The sequence below is a fragment of the Azospirillum cavernae genome (assembly GCF_003590795.1).
Taxonomy (GTDB): Bacteria; Pseudomonadota; Alphaproteobacteria; order Azospirillales; family Azospirillaceae; genus Azospirillum; species Azospirillum cavernae.
Genome location: NZ_QYUL01000004.1, coordinates 165,836 through 180,931, shown reverse-complemented (window position 1 = coordinate 180,931; position 15,096 = coordinate 165,836). Strand labels below are relative to the sequence as shown.

The 15,096-nt window shown below is 67.0% G+C and carries 17 protein-coding genes; 11 read left to right on the top strand and 6 right to left on the bottom strand.

What is annotated here, in order from left to right:
• Positions 1 to 36: 36 nt before the first annotated feature.
• From D3877_RS24075 to D3877_RS24050, 6 genes are all read right to left on the bottom strand, one after another.
• Positions 37 to 2,016: an ATP-binding protein gene (locus tag D3877_RS24075; RefSeq protein ID WP_147395281.1), complete on the bottom strand. Its 1,980-nt coding sequence runs from the start codon at positions 2,014 to 2,016 to the stop codon at positions 37 to 39.
• Positions 2,013 to 3,563 (bottom strand): eCIS core domain-containing protein, encoded by a 1,551-nt coding sequence (locus D3877_RS24070; protein WP_158599989.1) that lies wholly within the window; start codon positions 3,561 to 3,563, stop codon positions 2,013 to 2,015. Before D3877_RS24070 ends, D3877_RS24075 begins: the two co-directional genes overlap by 4 nt.
• 242 nt (positions 3,564 to 3,805) lie before the next feature.
• Positions 3,806 to 4,801, bottom strand: a complete 996-nt coding sequence (locus D3877_RS24065; RefSeq protein WP_119833343.1) for a Pvc16 family protein — start codon at positions 4,799 to 4,801, stop codon at positions 3,806 to 3,808.
• A 132-nt stretch (positions 4,802 to 4,933) separates the two neighbouring features.
• Positions 4,934 to 5,500 carry a hypothetical protein gene (locus D3877_RS24060; protein WP_119833342.1) on the bottom strand — a complete coding sequence of 189 codons (567 nt, stop codon included), beginning with the start codon at positions 5,498 to 5,500 and terminating at the stop codon, positions 4,934 to 4,936.
• A 10-nt stretch (positions 5,501 to 5,510) separates the two neighbouring features.
• Positions 5,511 to 5,939, bottom strand: coding sequence for a hypothetical protein (locus D3877_RS24055; RefSeq protein WP_147395280.1), 429 nt, complete (start codon positions 5,937 to 5,939; stop codon positions 5,511 to 5,513).
• Positions 5,940 to 6,066: 127 nt separating this feature from the next.
• Complete coding sequence (locus tag D3877_RS24050; RefSeq protein ID WP_119833340.1) at positions 6,067 to 6,495, bottom strand: hypothetical protein; 429 nt, start codon at positions 6,493 to 6,495, stop codon at positions 6,067 to 6,069.
• A gap of 544 nt (positions 6,496 to 7,039) precedes the next feature.
• On the opposite strand from D3877_RS24050, the gene D3877_RS24045 reads away from it, so the two are divergent.
• The 11 genes from D3877_RS24045 to D3877_RS23995 are packed head-to-tail and all read left to right on the top strand — an operon-like array spanning position 7,040 to position 15,093.
• The gene (locus D3877_RS24045; RefSeq protein WP_158599988.1) at positions 7,040 to 8,476 is read left to right on the top strand and encodes a phage tail sheath family protein; all 1,437 of its coding nucleotides are present in this window, start codon (positions 7,040 to 7,042) and stop codon (positions 8,474 to 8,476) included.
• Positions 8,477 to 8,513: 37 nt separating this feature from the next.
• Positions 8,514 to 8,960, top strand: a complete 447-nt coding sequence (locus tag D3877_RS24040) for a phage tail protein (RefSeq protein WP_119833338.1) — start codon at positions 8,514 to 8,516, stop codon at positions 8,958 to 8,960.
• A gap of 16 nt (positions 8,961 to 8,976) precedes the next feature.
• Positions 8,977 to 9,345 carry a phage tail assembly protein gene (locus tag D3877_RS24035; RefSeq protein WP_119833337.1) on the top strand — a complete coding sequence of 123 codons (369 nt, stop codon included), beginning with the start codon at positions 8,977 to 8,979 and terminating at the stop codon, positions 9,343 to 9,345.
• Positions 9,342 to 9,533 carry a DUF6760 family protein gene (locus D3877_RS31085; RefSeq protein WP_119833336.1) on the top strand — a complete coding sequence of 64 codons (192 nt, stop codon included), beginning with the start codon at positions 9,342 to 9,344 and terminating at the stop codon, positions 9,531 to 9,533. Before D3877_RS24035 ends, D3877_RS31085 begins: the two co-directional genes overlap by 4 nt.
• 3 nt (positions 9,534 to 9,536) lie before the next feature.
• Entirely contained in the window at positions 9,537 to 10,049 is a 513-nt protein-coding gene (locus tag D3877_RS24025; protein ID WP_119833335.1) for a phage tail protein, read from the top strand.
• A 2-nt stretch (positions 10,050 to 10,051) separates the two neighbouring features.
• Positions 10,052 to 11,944 (top strand): hypothetical protein, encoded by a 1,893-nt coding sequence (locus tag D3877_RS29600; RefSeq protein WP_147395279.1) that lies wholly within the window; start codon positions 10,052 to 10,054, stop codon positions 11,942 to 11,944.
• The gene (locus tag D3877_RS24015; protein WP_119833333.1) at positions 11,941 to 12,570 is read left to right on the top strand and encodes a CIS tube protein; all 630 of its coding nucleotides are present in this window, start codon (positions 11,941 to 11,943) and stop codon (positions 12,568 to 12,570) included. The genes D3877_RS29600 and D3877_RS24015 overlap by 4 nt, the downstream gene beginning before the upstream one ends.
• A 9-nt stretch (positions 12,571 to 12,579) precedes the next feature.
• Entirely contained in the window at positions 12,580 to 13,629 is a 1,050-nt protein-coding gene (locus D3877_RS24010; protein WP_119833332.1) for a phage late control D family protein, read from the top strand.
• Positions 13,626 to 14,261 (top strand): phage baseplate assembly protein V, encoded by a 636-nt coding sequence (locus D3877_RS24005; protein ID WP_119833331.1) that lies wholly within the window; start codon positions 13,626 to 13,628, stop codon positions 14,259 to 14,261. The genes D3877_RS24010 and D3877_RS24005 overlap by 4 nt, the downstream gene beginning before the upstream one ends.
• A 30-nt stretch (positions 14,262 to 14,291) precedes the next feature.
• Positions 14,292 to 14,687, top strand: coding sequence for a PAAR domain-containing protein (locus tag D3877_RS24000; RefSeq protein WP_119833330.1), 396 nt, complete (start codon positions 14,292 to 14,294; stop codon positions 14,685 to 14,687).
• Between the two features lie 4 nt (positions 14,688 to 14,691).
• Entirely contained in the window at positions 14,692 to 15,093 is a 402-nt protein-coding gene (locus D3877_RS23995) for a GPW/gp25 family protein (protein WP_119833329.1), read from the top strand.
• Positions 15,094 to 15,096 lie beyond the last annotated feature (3 nt).

Here is a 15,096-nt window from a genome sequence, read left to right as displayed (position 1 = left end):
GGTCGCGTCCCTCCGGCGATCCGCAGGACACCGCCGTCACACGGCCAAATCCTCTTCGGTGAGCGTGCGGTGCAGCTTTCGGTACTCGGCGGCGGCGGCGCGCTGGACGTGCTCCATGCTGACCGGCCCGCCGTCTGCGGCGGCGAAGAAGGCCGCTTGGAGCGCGACGTTGCTGATGTGCCCGCCGGACAGGTTGAGGCGGGCGAGGCGGGGAAAGTCCAGCGCCTCGCCCGTCGCCACCCGGCCGAGGATCTTGCGCCACAGCGCCTCGCGCTGCGTCGGCCCCGGCAGAGGGAAGTCCACGATGTAGCGGAAGCGGCGCAGGAAGGCGGCGTCGAGCGCGTCTGGCAGGTTGCTGGTCAGCACCACCAGCCCGCGATGGGTCTCCAATTTCTGCAACAGGAAGCTGACCTCCTGGTTGGCGTAGCGGTCGTGGCTGTCGCGCACATCGGTGCGCTTTCCGAACAGCGCGTCGCTTTCGTCAAACAGCAGCAGGCTGGCGCCGCCCTCGGCGGCGTCGAACACGCGGTTGAGCTGCTTTTCCGTTTCGCCGATGTATTTGCTGACCACAGCGCTGAGGTCGATGCGGAACAGGTCGAGGTCGAGAGCGCGCGCCAGCGCCTCGGCGGCGGTGGTCTTGCCGGCGCCAGCCGGTCCGGTGAACAGCGTGCAAAGCCCCAGCCCGCGCGCTGATCCGCCCGCCGCCAGCCACCGCTGGATCAACGCCGGGTGGTGCGCGACGTCCCGCACGATGGCGCGGAGCTGCTCGTGCTGAGTCGTCGGCAGCACCAAGTCGTCGAGCGTCGCCGCCGCTGGCAGGCGCTCGGCGAAGCGCTCCAGCGACCCGCGCCGTTGCGCGCGGCAGGCAGCGGTGACGTGCACGCGCAAGGAGGAGGTGGGGCGCGGCTCCTCACCATTGGCCTGGAGCGCGGCGGCGGCGGCGCTGCACGCGGCGTCGATGTCGGACCGGCGCAGGTCGAAACGGCCCAGCACATCGCCCAACGCATCGACCGCGTCGCCCAGCCGCGCCCGCCACAGCGTGAGTTGCTCGTCGCGAGTCGGTGGGGCGACGTCGTAAGCGACGAGCCGGGCGCCGGGCAACATGAATCGTGGCGGCGCCGAGACGATCAGGGTGGCCGGGGCCACGCTGCGCACAAAGCCGGCGAGGACGGCCTGCCGTTCGGCCGTATCGTCCGGCTCATCCAGTTCGAGGAGCAGGACGCTCGGGAACAGCGCCTGTTCGCGCAGGACCATCCGCGTCAGCGTGCGACGCGCCGACCCGTCGACCGTGATCGCTTCGCTGCGCAGCCGGTCGAGCGGCAGGCCCAGCGCCGCCGCCACCGCGCGCGCCACCTGCGCGTTGTCCTCCTGGGAGGGCGAGCGGAGCAGAATGGCGGACTGCCCGTCCCCCCGACCGAGCAGCGCCGCCGCCTGCCCGGCGATCACCGCTTGCGATGTCGGCATTGGCTCGACCGCCCCGCCGGACAGGGGGTCGAGCCATTCCATCAGCGCGCGGTCGCGGCTGGCGACTCCGCACAGCCAGTGCAGCGTGAATTCGCTGAGCCGCAGCGGCGCGTCGAGCAGTCCACCGCCTGGATCGACCGCCACCAAGTCCCAGAACCGCAAAGCGGCGGTTGGCGTCAGGCTTCGCCATTCGTTGCCTGGAAACAGAGCGATCGCCAAGCGGAACGTCGCGCATCCCCGGTCGTCGCCACCGTTGCAGACCGCGCAGAGCCGGGCGATCTCGGGCGATATCTCGACGCCGAGCGCCAACAGCAGAAGTTGGGCCTCGAAAGCGGTGAGACCAAAGGCGGCGCACAGGCGCTGCAACTGCGGATGCGCCAGCGCCGGATGGTCAAGCGTCAGAGCCGATGGGGACGGCGGCAGGAGGGAGTCCGGATGCGCGGCGAGCGCGGTGAGCCGGTCGCGGACATGGGCAAGACCGGCCTCTTCTGGAATCGGCGGCGGCGACGCGTTCGTCGGTCTGGGCGCGGAGACTGGTCCTGCTCCCATCATCCATCCCAATCGCTGTCGTCCGAACTCTCCGAATCGTCCGTCTGAGTGGGGCGCCGCTTGAGAATCGCGTCCATCGCCCATGGCGGGAGCCTTGTCGGCGGGCCAGACATGGCTTCGGGGATGTGCGCGCCGTATACGAACGGGGCCAGCTCGTTTGGAACCTCCCTGAACTCGAACACGCTGCTGTGCTTCTCGTTGATCGTCGCCGCCGGAATCTGATGACCCGCCAGATCCTGCTCACTCATGATGTAGCGGTATGCGGCTTGATCGAATCGCTCAGCGCTGAACTCCTCACGGATGAAGGCCTTCACCATGCCCATGTCGTGCGCCGTCAGAACCTTCAGCCATTGCCAAGGCGGCGTGCGGGGCAGCACGCCCCAACGGTTCTTCGTCTCAGGGGTGTGGAGGCCTGCGGCGATGTCGTCGGAACCATCAAGGGCGCCCTTGCCCTGTTCACGCCGCAACCGCGCAAGAAACGTTATCACCGAGGCGACGAGCGCATAGGCGCCGCGCGCCTTGCCGGGTTCGTCAAGCCCTTCGACTGGCAAGCGTTCGGCAAGATCCTGATCGTACCAGGTTCTCGCCGCGTAGTTCCGGATGAAATCGGCGTCCGGGTCGTCACCAACCGCCAGCGCGTCGGTCCCGACCCCCATTGATATCTGGTTGGAGAACGAGAAGTCGCCGCCCCCCTCCAAGCGGATGCTGTGCCTGGGCTGAAGGATCTTGATGCTAAAGCCAGCGGCGTGATCGGCGGGCCGGAGATCCACATCGCCATCGACCGCCCGCCGTTCCTGACCGGCGCTCGTGATCGCGTCGAGCATCACGCGCGTGGCCGTCTTGCGGGCTTCGACCTCCAGGGCATTGGCCTTAACGCACGGTGTGGTCCGCAGCTCGATTGTGTACAAGCCGTCGCCGCCCATATCCGTGGTGAATTCGACCAAAACCTCGCCGCCGTTGCGAACCTCGCCGATGACGCCCCGGTCACGGTTGCTGCACGCCAGCTTGACGCCCGAAAGCTCCTGCTCCACGCCAACGGTCGGACCGTTGAAATCCATGCGCTGCACAACCTTGCAACGTTGCGCCGTCGAGGATTCGCCGACGCTTCCCGGATCCCTGCCCCCTTCCGCATAGGCTGCGGCGCTGGTTTGGCTCGCGGACGCGCCCGCCATCGCGCGGCCAAGCCGATCCGCCTCCGCCTCCAGCGCCGGTTCATCGACGACGGACAGGCCAGCGGCTGGCGAGCGCACGCGGCCCGCGCGCTGCTGGACGACGTGCGCCAGCTCGTGGCCGAGCACCTCGCGGCCCCTGGCGCTGCTGGTGTCGAGCGCCCCCGGCGCGAAGACGATGCGGTCCCCGGCGGCAAAGGCGTGGGCGCCGATCGCCGCCGCCTCCGGCCCAACGTGCAGGCGCACGGACGAGAAGTCGCTTTGGAAAAAGCGCTCGGCCGATTGGCGCAGCCCGTCCGGCAGCGCCTGCCCGGCCCCGGACGGCAGGGCGAAGCTGTTCGGGAGCGGCCCCGGAGCGCCGCCCCCGAACAGGGCCTGCACCGCAACCGGGGCGTGGGCGTTGAACGCCGCCTGGAGCCGCCCGGCCCCCGCGCCGTCAAGGCGCCGCGCCTTCGCCGGAGGTCGCTGCCCGGCGGCGGGCGCCGCCGCGACGCGGCGGGCCGGTGATGGAGGGAGGAAGGCAACCGGCATGCGCGGACTCCGCAGCTATATGGCTGCAAAAAAAGTCTAAGGTGGTGGCGCCTTAAATATTTTCTCTTCATACGCGCCAATTCGCAAGCCGGTTATGCGCCGGAGTCGACAAGCCGGACCAGGAAGACGGGATATGCGAGATCGTCAGGATTGGCGCGCCGGACCTCGGCCGCAGCGCCCTCAACCGTGCACGACGCCGCGCCGGACGCCAGACTGTCGAATTGGAACAGCAGGGTTCCGCCATCGTCGCGGACCAGTTCGACCCGGCCTGCGGGGGCCTGCGCCGCGTCGTCCGCGCAGACGCGCCAGACAGCGTGGCCGCCCCACGCGGCAATGACCGGCGAATCGACCGGATCCCGCCCAGCCTCCCAATGGCCGGACAGGGCCGACGCTGAGGCGAGTCGTAGGCTCTGCGGCCCCGCATTGGTCAATTCGACGCTCACGCCGCGCATCGCGGAGTCCTGGGCGACGCGCAGGTCGAGCGCCTCAACCAGCCAACCTTCGTCTTCCCTGGGCGCGCTTTGCGCCACCACAGTTTCGGCCAGACAGCCCAACGACAGGGCGAACGACCCTTTGAACACCGACCAAAGTCGGTAAATGTCGTCGAGGCCGAAGTCGGCGATGGTCAAGGTGATGTCGGCGACCTCCGACGCCGCTTCAGGGGCGAGTTGGGGAAAGCCGACCAGCGCGCTTCGCCGCACGGCGTCGGCGGCGATGGTGGGGTAGCGGTGCAGCACCGCGATCGCGACGGCCAGCAGGCGCTGCGGCTCCTGCTTCTGTTCGTCGCCATAGAAGGACAGGAGATAGTGCAGGCTCAACGGCACCTGCCAGGCGCGAACCAACTGAACCGCGCCGCCGGCGCCGACGCGAACGACCTCCGGCAGGATGTCGTCGTTGCGCATGAACGGGTTGATGGCCGTCTGATACAGATAGAGATTGATCACCGGGCCGGTGACGTCGCTGACCTTGTCGGGCTTGTCGGTGCGCACCTGACCGTTGATGTCGGACGCGTCCAGCGCGCGCTGAAGGCGGTCCTTCAACGCGCGGGTGACGGCGGCGATCGCCAGATCCGGCCAAGGGGTGGACATGTCAGCGCCTTATGTCGCTATGTCGCTCCGCGTGATTCATGGCGGGCACGCGACCCGCCCCGACGTTCCCGGCGGCACGTGAGGCGCAGCCGGGAACGTCCACCGAGCCGCCGCGCGCGGCGGCGGCCTGGATCAGCCGGATATAATGGGCTGCAACAGCTTCAGCTCAATGTCGACCCGGTAGCGGGTGTGCGTCTTGTCGCCACCGCTCAACGTGCGCGACGTGATTTTGAGAACGTCGTTGACGGCGGGATCGACGCCGGACAGGCCGTTCTTCAGATTGAAGAAGCGGACGGGCAGCGGGGAATTCCCATAGCCGATCAACTGGACGGTCGCCTCGACGTCAATGTTGGGGGAGTCGGCGTTGTAAACGCCCCAGGTCTGCGAACGCTGAGGCTCCAGCGAGGCGTCGACCTTCGGCTTCTCGCCGTCGATCCAGTCGGCATCGTTCGGCTTTGCCACGCTGCCGATGGTCAGGGTGGCGTTGACGTTGTTGTAAACCTCAACCTGGACGCTCCGCCGACCCGCTCCCGTGCGAACCTCCGGCCCGCCAGTTTCGTTAAGCGCTTCAACCTCGGACATGATCCAACCCCACTCGCTGGTGTGAAAGACGTTCGCGCCAATGCCCTTTACAACGGCGCGCGAAACGCCGCCGGGAATGACCACCGAGCCGCCGCGCGCGGCGGCGGCTTGGATCACTCGGACGTCGTCAGGACTTCAACTGGATGTCGACCCGGTAGCGGGCGTGGGCCTTGTCGCCACCGCTCAACGGACGCGACGTGATTTTGAGGACGTCGTTGACGGCGGGATCGACGCCGGACGTGCCGTTCTTCAGATTGAAAAAACGGACGGGCAGCGGGGAATTCCCGTAGCCGATCAACTGGACGGTCGCCTCGACATCGACGTTGGTGGCGTCGGCGTTGTAAACGCCCCAGGTCTGCGAACGCTGAGGCTCCAGCGAATCGTCGACTTTCGGCTTCTCGCCGTCGATCCAGTCGGCATCGTTCGGCTTCGCCACGCTGCCGATGGTCAGGGTGGCGTCGACGTTGTTGTAAACCTCAACCTGGACGCTCCGCCGACCCGCTCCCGTGCGGACCGTCGGCCCGCCAGCTTCGTTCAGCGCTTCAATCTCGGACATGATCCAACCCCACTCGCTGGTGTGAAAAACGTTCGCGCCAATGCTCTTTCCAACGGCGCGCGAAACGCCGCCGGGAATGACCACCGAGCCGCCGCGCGCGGCGGCGGCTTGGATCACTCGGACGTCGTCAGCACTTCAACTCGATGTCGACCCGGTAGCGGGCGTGGGCCTTGTCGCCACCGCTCAACGGACGCGACGTGATTTTGAGGACGTCGTTGACGGCGGGATCGACGCCGGACGTGCCGTTCTTCAGATTGAAGAAGCGGATGGGCAGCGGGGAATTCCCATAGCCGATCAACTGGACGGTCGCCTCGACATCGACGTTGGTGGCGTCGGCGTTGTAAACGCCCCAGGTCTGCGAACGCTGAGGCTCCAGCGAGGCGTCGACCTTCGGCTTCTCGCCGTCGATCCAGTCGGCATCGTTCGGCTTCGCCACGCTGCCGATGGTCAGGGTGGCGTTGACGTTGTTGTAAACCTCAACCTGGACGCTCCGCCGACCGGCTCCCGTGCGAGCCTCCGGCCCGCCAGCTTCGTTAAGCGCTTCAACATCGGACATGATCCAACCTCACTCGCTGATGTGAAAGAATTTCGCGCCAATGCCGTTTCCGACGGCGCTTGCATATATCCACGCGAGCATTAATATAATGTCAACATGCCAAAATGCGTAATTGATCATTTGATCGTTTGTTGCCGTTTCTTCAATTGGCACACATTCGTGTTATAACATCGCGAATGTATATTACACTTGTAATAGTCATATGAATGCTGCGATGCGATAATTATTACGATTGTATTCTTCGCTGAATATCGTATTAATAGATTTGACAGTCAGAAAATTATATGGATATGTGTATTTAATACGTACATGACGCGCTTTTCCGTGCAAAACTTCACACAGAGGGCAATCAATGGCGGCGTACCTGCACCCCGGGGTGTATGTTGAGGAGCTGCCCGGCCCCCAGCTCATCTCGCCCGTCAGCACCAGCAACACCGCGTTCGTCGGGTTGGCGGAAAAGGCGCCGGCCTACAACAAGGCATTCCAGATAACCAGTTGGAATCAATATGTTGATACGTTTGGCAGCTTCATGTGGGGTTGCCAGATGCCATTCGCGGCCTACAACTTTTTCTTGCAGGGCGGCTCCATCTGCTACATCGTCGCAGCGGAACCGGGCGGCGCCGCCGCCTCCATCGCGGCTGGCGCGCTGACCGTCACGGCGGCCTCGCTCGGCGCCTGGGGCAACAAGCTCAGCGTCGAGATCGCCAATTACCCGTCCATGCCGGACGATCCCCCCACCCAGGTCAATCCGGTCTTCGCGCTGAACGTGTATTACACGATGCCGACCGTCGGCGAGGCGTTGACCCTGTGCGACCAGCTTGTCGAGCATTACGCGGCGGCGAACAAGCTGACGAAGATCCAGATCAGCGGCGCCACAGCCTATCTCGTCGAGGCGTTCCCCGGCTTCTCCGCCAACGACCTGCGCAAAACCGGCGCGGCCCCGTGCAACATGGAGCTGCGGGTCAACAGCGCGTCGCTGTTCGTCCGCGTCGCCGTCGCCACAGCGCCGGATCCAAAGCGACCGGACAACATGGCGCCAACGTCGCTGAGCCGTGGCGCGGGCGACGCCGACAGCACGCCGATCGATCTGGCCAAGGCCCTGCAAGCGCTCGACACGGTCGCCGAAATCAGCCTGCTGGTGGCGCCGGAAACGGTGTCGACCAGCGATCTCGGCGCGCAGCGCCAGAAGGTTCTGGAGGTCGTCGGCTATTGCGAACGGCGGCCGCACAGAGACCTGTTCTACATCGCCGATTCACCGTTCACCGCGACCATCGACGAGATCGTGGCGTTCAAGACCGGCCGCGCCAGCAGCAGCGGCAAGGTGCCCGAGGGCAACGCGCTGAACTCGTCCTATGGCGCGCTTTACTACCCGTGGATCAGTTTCCTCAACCCCTCGAACAGCCGCAACGTGCCGATCCCGCTGTCCGGCTCCATGGCCGGAACTTACGCCGCGACGGACCAGGCGGTTGGTCCCTGGCAGGTCGCCGCCGGCATCAATTACGGGGCGCTGCGCAACGCCACAGGCGTGACGCGGATCCTCACCGACACCGACCAGGACGTGCTCAACCCCAACGGCATCGACGCGATCCGGCAGTTCCCGACCTACGGCATCGTGGCCTATGGCGGGCGCACGCTGACCAGCGACCCCAGCTTGATCTACATCAGCGTCCGCCGCCTGATGATCCAAATCGAAATGTCGCTGTACCGCAGCCTGCAATGGGTCGTGTTCGAGCCGAACACCCAGCGCCTGTGGGGGACGGTGACGCGCGACATCACCGAGTTCCTGACGCAGATGTGGCAGGCTGGCGCGCTGTTCGGCGCCGCCGCGAAGGAAGCGTTCCAGGTGCAGTGCGATGCCGCCAACAACCCGCCCGCGTTGCAGATGCAAGGCCAACTGGTGGTGGACATCAAGATCCGGCCCGTCTTCCCGGCTGAGTTCGTGATTATCCGCATCCAGCAGGCGACGCTCGGCTCGAGCTGACGCGACCGCTCCGTTCCCGCTTTCCAGGACCCGCGCCATGGCGACCACCGGCACCCGCAACGATCCCTACAAGGGCTTCCGCTTCCGTCTCGAAATCCAGGGCCTCCAGGTGGCCGGGTTTTCCGAGGCGACGCTGCCCGACCAGACGGTGGAATCGACCACCTATCGCGAAGGCACCGACATCGCGTTTCGCAAGCTGTCCGGCCTGACCCGGGTCACGACGCTGACGCTCAAACGCGGCCTCACCGATTCGATGGACCTCTACGACTGGTACAGCGCCGTGTCGCAACTCGGCGCGGCGGTCGGCGGTCGCAAGAACATCTCGATCATCCTGATCGACGACGCGGCCCAGGAAAAGGTCCGCTGGAACATGGGAAACGCCTGGCCCACCAAATACTCGACCACCGGATTCAATGCGTCGAGCAGCGAGGCGATGATCGAGACCCTGGAACTCGAAATCGAAACCATCGTCCGCGTGAAGTGAGAAGGCAGGGACCACGATGCTGCAAACAGAATTCCCGTTCACTCTGCCCAAGGGCTACGTCGATTCCGAGGGAACCCTGCACCGCGAGGGCACGATGCGGCTGGCCACCGCCGCCGACGAGCTGCTGCCGGCCAAGGACCCGCGTGTCCGCCAGAACGAAGCCTATCTGACGGTCATCCTGCTGGCGCGCGTCGTCGTTCGGCTGGGCACGCTCGACATGATAACCCCCAAGGTCATCGAGGGTCTGTTCTCCGCCGACTTCGCCTTTTTGCAGTCCCTCTACCGCAAAATCAACGACAGCGGCGAGGACCATATCGCCGTGGTCTGCCCGCAGTGTCAGCACAGCTTCGAGATTGAGGGAGGCCCCTCGTCGGGGGAGGGCTGACGGGCTATCCGTCGGACGCGCTGTACCGGGAGATAGCCTTCCTCGCCCACTACCTGCACTGGGATTATGGGACCCTGATGAACATGGAGCATTCCGAACGGCAGCGCTGGTGCGCGGAAGCCAGCGCCATCAACCGGCAGGCCGTGGGCGACGAGCCCGGAGCGGTCCCGCTGGACAGTTTGGTCTAGGCGATGGCCACCCTCGGGCCGGGCGCCGCCGCCACCGCCGCCAGCCGCGCGACCGGCCTGCGGCTCGACCCCTACCTTGGCTTCAATTTTCTGGTCGAGGTGCAGGGGCTGATCGCGGGCGGCTTCACCGAGATCTCCGGCCTGGACATCACCACCGAGATTGAGGAGCGTCGGCAGGGCGGCGACAACGCGCGCAGCTACAAGCTGCCGAAGGGGTCGAGTTACGCCAACCTCCAGCTCATCAAGGGGCTGTCCGACGTCGACATGCTCTTGGCCTGGTATCAGGACGTGGTGGCTGGCGTCATCCAGCGCCGCAACGGCACCATCTATCTGATGAACCAAGCGCAAACGCCGGTCATGTGGTGGAACTTCCGCCGCGCCTACCCGATCGCGTGGAGCGGCCCGCGCTTCGACGCCAGCAGCAGCACCGTGCTCACCTCCTCCATCACGCTGGCCCATGAGGGGCTGGACAATCCCGTCGCGTCAGCCTCAGGCTCGCCCAGGGGAAAGTTCTAGGCATGCGCCCCCGCCGCCCCGCCGTCCCCAACCCTGGACCATTGTTGACGACGGGGCGTCGGCTCAACACGTCCTGGCAGCGGGCGGCGGAGTTGGCGCGTTGGCTGGCGCGCCGCCGCCGACGTCGGCTCGTCACGCCAACGGCAGACCTGTTCGTGTCGCCGACGCTGCGGTCTTTGGCGCCGCCGTCGCCATCGCTGCTGAGGACGGCGCTGTATGTCCTGGCGATCAGCCTGGACCGGCTGCGGCCCGCGCCATGGCGTCGCCCACCGAACGCCACGGCGGCGATGGCGGTTCCGGCGCAGATCCTGTCGGCCTTGAGGCGCGCTGGCGCGTCGGCGGCGGCGCGCCCACCTGTCGGTCCTTCCCGGAGCCTCGCCGGGCAGGCGCTGCGCCATCCGCAGGGCGCCCGTCCGGGAACGGCGGCGGGGTCTCCAACGGTCGAAGCCCTTCTCACCGCGTTCGCGCGCACGCTCCACCTGGACCGTCCCGACCGATGGATTGTTCCGATTCCCGGAGGGCGGAAGAGGGGCGTCGGCGACGCCGCCGCGCGGCAACGCCCCATCGTCCCGGCCCTTTCCCAGCTCCTCGCGGGTCGGCGGAAGCCGCCCGTCGCGGCGGCGTGGCCGCAGCGCGCCCAGGAGCGAGGAACGGATAATCTCGGCGCTGACGGATGGAGAGCGCTCCGCAGCGTCGAAACCGTGGCCGATTCGGCGTCGCCGCCGCGAGCCGCGCGGACGATCCCGGTCGCCGCTCCGAAGGACCTCCCCTCCCCTGCCCAAACGGAGTTGGCTGGCTCCTCTCCGCGCCGCCCAGCGGCGCCTCCCCTGCCGATCAGTCAGCCACCGCGCTGGGCCGCGCCAGCAACACCGATCCTGATGGCGCCGATCCTGATGCGGCGCCGGATTCCGTCCGTCCGATTGGCGTCGGTGGACTCGCCAGATGCTCTCGGAGTGGTCGCCGACGCCCGGCGATCCGACCCATCAACAGGTAGCCCGCAGAGCGTGCGAGAGGTCGGCGCGGCGTTGTCGCTGGGCCGCGCGCGGCTGGGGGCGGCGGCGATGCGCGCGTTCCCTGCGGTCGCCGGGCTTATTTCCCCGAACCGCCCGGCTGGTCGGGCGTCCGGCTCCGGCGCGGCGGATCCCTCGCCGCCTGCGGGGGCGCGCCCCTATCCCGGCGCAGCCACAGGGTCCAATGATCCACCGCGCCGGAGCCGGACGCTCGCCGTCCTGTCGGCGCCAGCGACTGTGGCGCGGGGGGCCTGGAGAAACCTGCGGACTCTCTGTTTTGCAGGTTTTCCAAGCCCGCTCATATGTGGGCGGAGTCTGGAAAGCCTGCTTAGGCCGCAAGACGCCGCCCGACCATCCGCAAACGCCGTGACGCCGCAGCGTCGCCCGGCCATCGGCGCAACGCCCATCCAGTCGGCGCGCGCGCCGTCGCGAATCCGCGCCGCCGCGCCGCCGCCCATCGGCGGCGTCCGGCAGGGAATTCGGCCACCCGCCGCGCCCGGAACGCCCACCGCCATCCCCCCCCTCGCCGCCGCCCAGGGGGCCGGGAGCCTCAGCGTCGCGAACCGGGCGACCGGCGGCGGCGAGATCCTGTTGACGCCCGCCGCCCGCAGGGCGACCCCCGCCGCTCCGGCAGTTCTGACACCCGCCGTCCGGACGCCGACGCTGGTCCATCGGGCGCCACGCCCGGCGGCGCCGCCCGTCCAGGATTCCCGTCCCGCCCCCGCGCCGGTCGCGGCGGCGCTTGCGCCGGACCTCGACCCGGCCACGCTGCGCCGGGCGCTGGCCCAACTCCCCGGCGGCGACATCGGTCGCTTGGCGGAGAAGCTCTTCCCGCACTTCCAACGGCAGGTCCGTCGGCTTCAGGAACGGAGGGGCGGGCTGTGACATCGCGCGAACCTGTCAAGGCGATCATCCAAAACCTGGACACGGGAGAGAAAATTCCCGTGCTGTACAACCCGGTCGATTACACGCGCCTGCGCTCCCTCGTGGTCAACCGCTCGTCGGCGGGGGTGCAGTTCCAGTCGTTGGCCGAGCCGGAGTTCAGCGTCGATCTGTTCTTTGACACCTACGAGCAGGGCGCCGACGTTCGTCGGCTGACCGGGCGCATCGCCGCCTTGCAAGAGCCGACCGAAGGCCGTGGCGCCAAACGCGAGCCGCCCAAATGCCTGTTCAGTTGGGGCGGCTTCCAGTACAGCGGCATCCTCAGTCGGCTGACGCAGCGCTTCACCATGTTCCTGGCCAGCGGCGTGCCCGTGCGGGCGGAGCTGTCGCTGACGTTCACGGCGACGCCAACGGCCAAACAGGTGATGGAGGACGCCGGACTCGACAACTGCCGCAAGCTCCACATCGTGAAGTCGAGCGATCGCCTCGACGTCCTCGCCTTCCTTGAAACGGGCGACCCGGCGAACTGGCGCGCCATCGCCCGCGCCAACGGCATTGAGGACCCAATCGCGTTCCCGACGGCGCAGGACGTCGGCCGCACGCTCGTCATCCCCGACTTCCACGCGTGAGGAGCGGCGATGGCCAAAAGTTCGGTCCTCAACGGGGTGTTCAAGCTGTCCTTCGACGGCAAGGCGGCGACGCCGGGGCTGATCGCCGCCGTTCGGACGATGGTCGTCGAACAGCGGCTCAACCTGCCGGCGTCCTGCATGGTGGCCCTTGATCCCGACGATTACGCCGCGTCGGGACGGTCGCTCGACCTCGGTCGCTTCCAGATCGGCCAGACCATGACGGCGCAACTGGGCCAGTCCGACCCGAAGCCGGTGTTCAGCGGCCAGATCGGCGCGCTGGAACCGATCCTCACGCCGTCCAGCCGGACCTACGAGATCACCGGGTACGACGCGCTGTTCAAGATGAGCTTCGGCACGAAGATGCGCACCTTCCTCAACATGCCGGACAGCAAGATGGTCCAACAGGTGGTCACTGAGGCCGGTTTCCGGCCCAACGTGGAATCGACCACGGCGGTCTATCCCTACGCGATGCAGAACAACGTCAGCGACTTCCATTTCATCCTGTCGCGGGCCGAGCGGTTGGGCTTCGAGCTGTTCGCCAACGACCAGACCATCATTTTCCGCGCCGGGCGGCAGGGTGGGGCGCCGGTGGTCAGTCTGGAATACGGCGTCGGCTTGATCGCGTTCCGCGCGCGCATGCGGGCGCTGACCCAGGGATCCAAGGTGACGCGCACCGGCTGGGACCCGAAGGCGAAGCGCGCGATCAGCGCCACCGTGTCGAGCGGGCGGCCCGACGACCGCATGGGCGGTCGGCAGACTGGCTTTGAGGCGTCGTCCAAGCTCGCCTCCTCCGCCGTCAGCGCCCCCGACGGCAGCGTGGTCGACACCCGGATCGCCGAGAGTTTGGCGCGCGGCGTGTTCGAACGCGACCTCGGCGCTTTCGTCGAAGGGGAGGCGGAATGCGCCGGAAACCCGGCGCTGAAGCCCGGCGTCAACATCAAGCTCACCAACATCGGCGGTCGGTTCGACGGCCTCTATTACGTGACCGGCGCCACCCACCGTTTCGACAGTGAGGAGGGCTACGCTACCCACCTCGACCTCAGGAGGACCGGCCTGTGACCTTGGAAGATGCCCTGCTGCCCGACAACCCGATCACCCAGGAGACGGTGTTCGGCGTGGTCGTCGGCCTCGTCTCGAAGACCGAGGGCGATCCGATGGACCTCAACCGCGTGCTGGTCGATTTCCCGACGCTGAAAGTGGCCTCGGCGTGGGCGCGCGTCGCCTCCTTCACGGCGGGCGCCAACCGTGGCGCCTTCTTCTTTCCGGCCAAGAACGACGAGGTGCTGGTCGCCTTCGAACTGGGCGACGTCAGCCGCCCTTACGTCATCGGCGCGCTGTGGAACGGCGTCGACCACGCCCCGGTGCCGACCGCGAAGATCGCCAACGTGCGCCGACTGATGACGTCGAGCGGCGCCTACCTCGAATTCGACGATTCGGAGAAGGGCGCCAGCATCACCATCACCGACAAGAACCGCAACACCATCACCATCGACACCAAAAAGGACACGATCACCATCAGCGCCAAGCGCGATCTGATCCTGTCCGCGCCGAACGGCAAGCTGACGCTGAAGGGCGGCAGCGTCGACATCACCGCTTCGACCGGCAACCTGACCATGTCGGCGACCGGCAACGCCAGCGTCAAGGCAAAGGGCGAGGTCGCCGTCAAAGGCTCGCTTGTCCGATTGAACTGAGGCCGATTGAACTGAGGAGGAGGACCGCGCATGGGAAAACCCGCAGCCAAGCTCGGCGACCGGATACAGGCGGTCGACACCCACATCGTGCTCGTCGTCGTCGGGCCAAGCACGGTGCCGACGCCCTTGCCGTCGCCCTTCAGCGGACCGATCACCGGCGGCGTCAGCAAGGACGTCCTGGTCAACGGCAAACCGGCGGCGATCCTGCAATGCAGCGCCAACAACGCGCCGCCGCACATCCCCTCGGGCGGCGCGTTCCAGAATCCGCCGACCAACCGCGCCACCGTCATCACCGGCAGCGCCACCGTGCTCATCAACAACAAACCGGCGGTGCGCGCTGGCGACACGGCGTTGACCTGCAATGATCCGGCGCCGATGCCGGTGGGCAAGGTGGTCGCCACCGGCACCGTGCTGATCGGCGGGTGAAGCCATGGCGGACACGACCTCCTCCTCCTCGGATTTTCTCGGCAATGGCTGGGCCTTTCCATTCGGCGTGACCGGCGGTCGCTTCGCCATGGCGGCGGACGAGGCGCTGATTCGCCAGTCGATCCTACAGATCCTGCAAACCGCCAAGGGCGAGCGCGTGATGGAGCCGGAGTTCGGCTGCGACCTCGCGCGCATGGTGTTCCAGGCGAACAACGACACGGCGATCAATCTGGCCGCCTACGCGGTGCGCGCCGCGTTGGAGGCCTGGGAGCCGCGCATCCGCGTGATCGACGTCACCGCCTCGCCGGATCGCGGGCTGCGCGAACGCCTGTTGATCGCCATCGATTACGAAATCCTGTCCTTCAACCGCCGCCAGAATCTCGTCTATCCATTTTACCTAGGGTGAACG